Origin of the sequence: Flavobacterium xanthum (assembly GCF_900142695.1) — a bacterium.
In the GTDB taxonomy this organism is placed as follows: domain Bacteria; phylum Bacteroidota; class Bacteroidia; order Flavobacteriales; family Flavobacteriaceae; genus Flavobacterium; species Flavobacterium xanthum.
Map to the genome: position 1 here is coordinate 21,290 of NZ_FRBU01000039.1, position 7,898 is coordinate 29,187.

General features: G+C 32.1%; 6 protein-coding genes. 5 read left to right on the top strand and 1 reads right to left on the bottom strand.

Annotated elements, in window-relative coordinates; translation table 11 throughout:
* The first annotated feature begins 36 nt into the window (after nucleotides 1-36).
* The 4 genes from BUC11_RS13700 (at nucleotide 37) to BUC11_RS17005 (ending at nucleotide 4,558) form a co-directional block, all read left to right on the top strand.
* Nucleotides 37-849 carry a Cof-type HAD-IIB family hydrolase gene (locus BUC11_RS13700; RefSeq protein WP_073354964.1) on the top strand — a complete coding sequence of 271 codons (813 nt, stop codon included), beginning with the start codon at nucleotides 37-39 and terminating at the stop codon, nucleotides 847-849.
* Between the two features lie 63 nt (nucleotides 850-912).
* On the top strand, nucleotides 913-3,261 hold the full coding sequence (locus tag BUC11_RS13705) for a S9 family peptidase (protein ID WP_073354966.1): 2,349 nt from the start codon (nucleotides 913-915) through the stop codon (nucleotides 3,259-3,261).
* A 107-nt stretch (nucleotides 3,262-3,368) separates the two neighbouring features.
* Nucleotides 3,369-4,322: a phosphoribosylaminoimidazolesuccinocarboxamide synthase gene (locus tag BUC11_RS13710; RefSeq protein WP_073354968.1), complete on the top strand. Its 954-nt coding sequence runs from the start codon at nucleotides 3,369-3,371 to the stop codon at nucleotides 4,320-4,322.
* A 59-nt stretch (nucleotides 4,323-4,381) separates the two neighbouring features.
* A complete protein-coding gene (locus BUC11_RS17005; RefSeq protein WP_175547763.1) occupies nucleotides 4,382-4,558 on the top strand; it encodes a hypothetical protein in 177 nt (58 codons plus the stop codon).
* A gap of 680 nt (nucleotides 4,559-5,238) precedes the next feature.
* On the opposite strand, the gene BUC11_RS13715 is transcribed toward BUC11_RS17005, so the two are convergent.
* A complete protein-coding gene (locus BUC11_RS13715) occupies nucleotides 5,239-6,330 on the bottom strand; it encodes a M42 family metallopeptidase (protein WP_073354970.1) in 1,092 nt (363 codons plus the stop codon).
* A 755-nt stretch (nucleotides 6,331-7,085) separates the two neighbouring features.
* Between BUC11_RS13715 and BUC11_RS13720 the strand changes: the two genes are divergently transcribed.
* Entirely contained in the window at nucleotides 7,086-7,664 is a 579-nt protein-coding gene (locus BUC11_RS13720) for a hypothetical protein (protein ID WP_139259512.1), read from the top strand.
* Nucleotides 7,665-7,898: the final 234 nt, after the last annotated feature.

Below are 7,898 nucleotides of genomic sequence, written 5' to 3' on the forward strand. Positions count from 1 at the left end.
TAAATTTGGAATTAATAAAATCTCAGTTAAAAAGAAATGATTTTAAAAGAAAAAATTAAAGTAGTGATCAGCGATTTAGACGGAACTTTACTAAATTCAGATCACAAAATATCTCAATACACTAAAACTGTTTTTCAAGAACTTCACAATCAAAACTACTTAATAATTGTTGCTACCGGACGCCATCACTTGGATGCAATGCCTATTGTAGCAGGTTTAGACATTCCTCTTTATTTAGTTACTTCTAATGGAGCACGTATACATTCCCCTGAAAAAGAACTTTTATTTTCCTTTGATATGGAAAGCGATGCCGTTAAATCGGTTTTATCTTTAGATATTGATCCTGAAATTACAACCGTATTATTCAGAGAAAATGTTTGGCAAACCAACAAGCATGACGAAAAATTGAATGAGTTTCAACCAGAAGTGAATTATCATCCTGAATTAGTAAATTTTAATAACCTAGAGGATTTGAGTGCCATAAAAGTGTTTTTCACGCACAATAAACATTCGAAATTAATTGCATTAAAGGATCAGATTTTAGAAAGTCATTCTGGTCTTTTTAGTCATGCTTTTAGTCTTCCTTACTGTTTAGAATTTATGGATAAATCTGTAGATAAAAGTATTGCAATTGCCAAGATTTTAGAAAAAGAAAATTTTGTTTTCGAAGAATCTATTTCTTTTGGCGATGGCTATAACGATGAAAACATGCTAAAATCCTCCGGTAAAGGATTAGTTATGGGAAATGCTCCTGATAGTTTGAAAAATAAATTATCTCATTTAGAAGTTATCTTACCGAATAATCATGATGGAGTAGCAAAATATATAGCCAAAGAATTACTGCAATAACCTAATTTACGGTTGTTTTAAACATAGCATAATTTTCAATTTTAATATTAAATTATAATCAACATGAATAAAAAGTTACTCCTTGTTATCTGTATTTTGTTTGCCATTACAATTCAAAGTCAAACCTTAAAATTGGAAGAAATAATGAAAGGAAATGCTTTCATTGGAGTTTCGCCAGAAAATGAAAGGTGGTCTTTGGATGGTAAAAAAGTTTATTTTGATTGGAATCCAAATAATGAATTGGGTAACAGTACTTATTTTTGGAAAAACGGATTATCAAAACCAGAACTGGTATCTCCAACTGAAGCTGTTTTTTCAAAATTAGATTTCAAAAAAACAGCCAATCCAGATTTGTATTATTATATTGATAAAGGAAGATTGTTTTCGTATTCCTTAAAAAGTAAAACCTCGAAAAAACTCTACCAACAAAGTAGTCCAATTGCTAATTTACAAATGGGTGCTGTGCCAGGAATTCTTTATTTCAGACAAAATGAAAATCTTTTTCAGTTCAATACCAATGAAGGTTCTATTATTCAAATCACGAACTTTCGTAAAGGAAAATCGGATGAGAAAGCCAGTAATAAAGAATCTTTTTTGAAAAGTCAACAAGAGGAATTATTTCAATTTGTCAGAGATCAGGAAGCGCTGAAAAAATGGAACTTGGCAAAATCAAAAACTACAAAATCTGATTTTCCAAAACCGTACTATTATGGAAAAAATACTTTTGGAAGCTTGAAAGTGGATCCAAAAGGAAATTTTGCCACCTTCAGATTAATAGAAGATTCAGAACGTAAAAGTGAAAAAATGGAACTATTCATCACTGCCGATGGTTACAACCAAATTGAAGATACTAAGGAAAAAGTTTCTGTAGATAATTTATTGGCTACTAAATTTGGTATTTATAACATCGCCAAAGATTCTGTTTATTTTGTGAATTTTTCATCGTTGAGTCACATTCAGGATGTTCCGAAATACTTTGAAACCTATGAAAAATCAAAAACTGCAGAAAAAAAGAACAAACTAATTGTAGTTCAGGAACCTATTTACAATGAAAGTGGTTCATATGCAATTAGTGAAATTAGAAGTCAGGACAACAAAGACCGATGGATTGTTAGTTTGAATTTAGAAAATGGAACTTTTCAAGAACTAGATCATCAACATGATGAAGCTTGGATTGGCGGACCAGGAATTCCTTCTAATTCGTACGGAAGAGGAACGCTTGGATTTTTAGGTGACAATGAAACGGTGTATTTCCAATCCGAAGAAACTGGTTATTCTCATTTGTATAGCTATAATTTAAAGTCAAAAAAGAAAACACAGTTGACCAAAGGTAATTGGGAAGTGCGTAATGTGACTTTGGCCAAAGATAAAAAGTCTTTTTATTTAACCACAACGACTACGCATCCTGGTAACAGAAACTTTTATAAATTGGACCTTACAAATCCAGTTTTACAACCTATTTTAACTAAAGATGGTGCTCATGAAGTGAGTTTATCTCCAGACGAAAGTACTTTATTGGTACGCTATTCTTATAAAAATAAACCTTGGGAATTGTATGTAGCACCTAATAAAAAGAATACGAACTTAAATCAAATAACGACTACAACAACGGAAAGTTTCAAAGGATATTCTTGGCGTGAACCAGAAGTAATTACTTTCAAAGCGCAAGATGGAACTCCTGTAAATGCCCGATTATACAAGCCAGAATCTGCCAATGCGAATAAAGCAGCAATCTTATTTGTTCATGGAGCTGGTTATTTGCAAAACGCACATAACTATTGGAGTACGTACCACAGAGAATATATGTTTCATAATATGTTGGTCGATTTAGGATATACCGTTTTGGATATTGATTATAGAGGTAGCGATGGTTACGGACGTGATTTTAGAACTGGAATTTATCGTTTTATGGGCGGGAAAGATTTAACAGATCAAATAGACGGAAAGAAATATCTAGTCGAGAATTACGGAATTGACCCCTCAAAAGTTGGAATTTATGGAGGTTCTTATGGAGGTTTTATCACGTTGATGGGAATGTTGACTACTCCAAAAGAGTTTGCTTCGGGAGCAGCATTACGTTCTGTTACAGATTGGGCACATTACAATCATGGCTACACCGGAAATATTCTTAATTTCCCTGAAACGGATCCAGATGCGTACAAAAAAAGTTCTCCAATCTATTTTGCAAATAATTTAGAAGGAGATTTATTGATGCTCCACGGAATGGTAGATGACAATGTAGAATACAAAGATATTGTTCGTTTGTCTCAGCGTTTTATCGAATTAGGCAAGAAAAAATGGAGCTTGTCTAGTTTCCCGGTGGAAGCTCATGGTTTTAAAGAAACCTATTCTTGGGTGGATGAATACAGCCGAATCTTAAACTTGTTCAACGATACATTACTTGAAAAATAGTTTTAGAAATAAAAATAATATTTTAGAGTTACACTATTTTTCTTTGCGAAACTCTCTGAAATAGTTTTAAATTTGCAAGTACAAAATAACACAACACAACAGCTATAATGAGCAATACAATTACAACAACGGACTTTAATTTTCCAAACCAGAAATCTGTTTACCGCGGTAAAGTAAGAGAAGTGTACAATATCAATGATGCGCTTTTGGTTATGGTGGCTACGGACAGGCTTTCGGCTTTTGATGTAGTTTTACCAAAAGGAATTCCATACAAAGGTCAAATCCTAAACCAAATTGCTACAAAATTCATGGAATTGACGGAGGATATTGTTCCGAACTGGTTAATTGCAACTCCTGATCCTAATGTTGCTGTAGGTCATTTATGTGAGCCTTTCAAAGTAGAAATGGTAATTCGTGGCTATCTTTCGGGTCATGCTGCTCGTGAATATGCTCTTGGCAAAAGAGAAATATGCGGCGTAAATATGCCTGACTATTTGAAAGAAAATGACAAATTCCCCGAACCTATCATTACGCCGACAACCAAAGCGGATAATGGAGAACATGATGCTGATATTTCTCGTGAGGATATTTTATCAAAAGGAATTGTTTCTGAAGAAGATTATGTTGTTTTAGAAAAATTTACGAGAGATTTATATCAAAGGGGAACTGAAATTGCTGCTAGTCGTGGTTTAATTTTGGTGGATACCAAATATGAATTTGGAAAAACGAAAGAAGGGGTTATTGTCTTGATTGATGAAATTCACACACCAGATTCTTCTCGATATTTTTATGCTGAAGGATACCAGGAACGTCAAAACAGCGGAGAAGAACAAAAACAACTATCGAAAGAGTTTGTTCGTCGTTGGTTAATCGAGAATGGTTTTCAAGGATTGGAAGGGCAACAAATTCCAAATATGACCGATGAATACATTGAAACCGTTTCAGAAAGATATATCGAATTATACGAAAATATCTTAGGAGAGAAATTTGTTAAAGCGGATATTTCTAATATTGATGAACGAATAGAGAAAAATGTCGTGGAATACCTTGCTAATATATAAAAACAGTAGCTTTTATTTAAAACATATAGTTACCTTCAGTTGATAAAAAAACATACACTATGAAAAATTTAATTTACAGTATTAGTCTTGTTATGATATCGATTTCCATTTATCTACTTATTGAGTATCCAAACTCTGGAAGAGCAGGTCTAATTGCTGGAGCATTAATTTTTATTGGGTTTGTACTTAATATTGTTGGATTTTCTTTAAATGCTAAAGCACTACTTGAAAAATAGATAATTATACAATACAGTTTAATAAAAGCCGCAATTCACTTTAGAATTGCGACTTTTTAATGAATATCACCCATCCTAAATTATTTTTCGGGTCAGTTATTTGTTGCTAGGTGACCAATCTTGTGCCGTTATTTTTGAAATAAGTACTGGAATTAAATCAAATGAAATTGGATTCATCTTCTAAAAGTGGACACAACATTTCGTTTTGCCTCATTTTTGGGAGATTTGCTCTGGTAATTTAGTAATAAGTTAATTCAGTTATTCTGGATTGGTAGAATTACCCGCCTGGTGCATTTTCATAAAATTTTTCTACGAAGCAATATTTATAAGGAGGCACTAGTTGTTGTGCGCATTGTTATCCAAAGGGATCAATAGCATTTGGAAGTACATAATCAGTCATTACAAACATAGTGGTTCAACAATTTTTCTGGAATATTTTTAAAATTGTTTGACGAAGTCTTGTAAAACTTCTTTTTTTCCTTGGGAATTTGTTTTAAATGCGCTTCGGTTAATGTTGTCCTTGATTATATTTTAAAATGTACGGAAGTCAGTTTAAAAAAAAAACGCAATTCAAAATTTCTAATTGCGTTTTTTTAGCCCCGATAGTAGTGAAAATCCTTTGTGTCCTGATTTTTTCAGGACACAAAGATTGCAGCGAATAGCGGGATCAGCTCCTAAAACTATTTGAAATAGGAGAAGGTTTCTTCGTTTTCTAACTTGATTAATGTTTCATATATTAATTTGATCACATTTTCAACATCGTCACGATGAACCATTTCAACCGTAGTGTGCATATAACGCAACGGCAAGGATATCAAAGCCGAAGCTACACCACCATTACTATAAGCAAAAGCATCAGTATCCGTTCCAGTCACACGAGAGGAGGCCAATCGCTGAAATGGAATTTCTTTCGCCATAGCTGTTTCTAAAATTAATTCTCTTAAATTATTTTGAACAGCTGGAGCATACGTTACAACAGGACCTTTACCAATTTTAGTGTCTCCTTCAATTTTCTTATCGATCATTGGAGTAGTAGAGTCATGACAGACATCCGTAACAATTGCTACATTTGGTTTGATAGTTTTAGTAATCATTTCTGCACCACGAAGACCTACTTCTTCCTGAACCGAATTAGTGATATACAATCCAAAAGGTAGTTTGATATTATTTTCATGTAACAAGCGAGCTACTTCGGCAATCATAAATCCACCCATACGATTATCTATCGCGCGACAAACAAATTTGTTTTCGTTCAAAATCATGAATTCATCAGGATAGGTAATCACGCAACCCACATGAACACCCATTTTGTCAACCTGTTCTTTTGTTTCGCAACCAATATCAATAAATAGATTATCCACTTTGGCTACCTCTTCGTCTTTCTTTCTATTTCGAGTATGAATCGCTGGCCAGCCAAAAACACCCTTAACAATTCCATTTTTAGTGTGAATATTGACTCGTTTTGAAGGAGCAATTTGATGGTCAGAACCGCCGTTTCTAATGACGTAGATTAATCCATCATCGGTAATGTAGTTCACATACCATGAAATTTCATCCGCATGACCCTCAATTACAACCTTATAAGGAGCATCTGGATTTATAATTCCCACGGCGGTTCCATAAGTATCCGTTATAAAAGTATCCACATAAGGTTTCAAATAGTCCATCCATAGTTTTTGCCCTTCACTTTCGTAACCTGTCGGTGATGCATTATTAAGGTAGTTTTCTAAAAAGTCAAGTGATGACTTCTTTAATATTGATTTAGTGCTCATAAAATTATTTTTTGCTAAATTATAAATTCAAGTATTAATATACTCATTTAAACGTGATTTTAACGTCCTGTTTTAAAATAGTACTAATTGTCATTAAATGGGTTTTAGGATTTCAATAGTCATTTTTAATTAGTAAAATCAAAGCATTTAAGAAGGCAGTAGTAAATATAAAGTATCAGAAAGATACTGAGATTTTTGGTTGATATTTTTTTTGGATTTGATTTTACCAAAAGTTTTTTTTATCATATTTCGCAACTTTTCTCTGATAAAAAATAAAGAATTGTTTCATAATTTTTTATGCTGGCTGAGCCGTCCGATCCACAAATTTTATTTTGAAATATCATTAAAAGTGGGTATTGTGCAAGAATAATAATAAAACGTTCTTCGTCAAAAAATATTTACTAATGATGATATTTTATACAGTTGTTCATTTGCTTGATAATGCTTTTTGTAAAGAAATTTTTTCGGTAGAATTAATAAAAGAATTTCCGATTAAATCCTGCTGAGTTTTATCTGGAGATAAACAAATCAAAGTTTTTTGTGGAACTTAAAAATCTGTTATGTTAAAATTTAGTCAAATTCAATGATATTAAATATTTATTTTCAAACAATGTGGAAAACCGTAAAACTCATAAAATTCCAAGGTATACATTTACAAAATTAAGAATTACTGATAAAAGTGGAGTTCAAAAATCACATCAAATGACGGGCGTATTCTGAAAAGCCTTATAATTTGGAAACTAATAAAATTAAGATTGAAAAAGTTATTTGTTTTAATCGCGGTTTTAGCAATATGTAGTAGTCATTCTCAGTCTAAAATAGTGAATCGCCGGTTTACTAAATTTATTTCTCAAATTGAAGGAGATTTAAATAAAGACAATATTAAAGACATTGTCAAAGTTCAGAAAGATCCAAAAAATGGAGATTATAAAACGGCTGTTTTCTTTGAAACACCTGATGGAAAATACAAATTAATATGCTACAATAGTTCCCTTTTGGCTTACTCAGATGATAGAACGGAAGTTGAAAATCATCCTTATTTAGAAATTAACAAAGAAATATTAATTTTAAATTATGAGTTGCTTAGAGGTCAACATAATTATAAATTTAGATATCAAAAAGGCAGTTTTGAGATGATAGGTTACAACAGTATATCTTCTGATGGTTATGGTTATTTGGAAAAACAAGATGCAAATTTATCTACTAAAATAAAAATCAGAACTGTTGAACAATGTGATGTAGAAAACATAAAACCTAAAGTAACGACAGAGCGGTTGATGATTAATAAATTACCTATTTTTCAGACTTTCAATCCCCAAACATTTAATTATTAAAGTTTTGTTGTGGACAATAAACGAGACAAGAGGCAAAATTTACAACTAAAAAGAAATGCGATGCGAAAATTATATAACCACAAAAAAATAGTGAAAACAGGAATAATCTAAAGGTAATTTTCGGAACAATTCTATTTAGGTATCCGCCCGACGAACCACATATTTTTTAGATTAACCTAAGGTAGTAGTTTTGTTCTAAACAATTTAGACATGGACAAAAATGAATTTATGTTA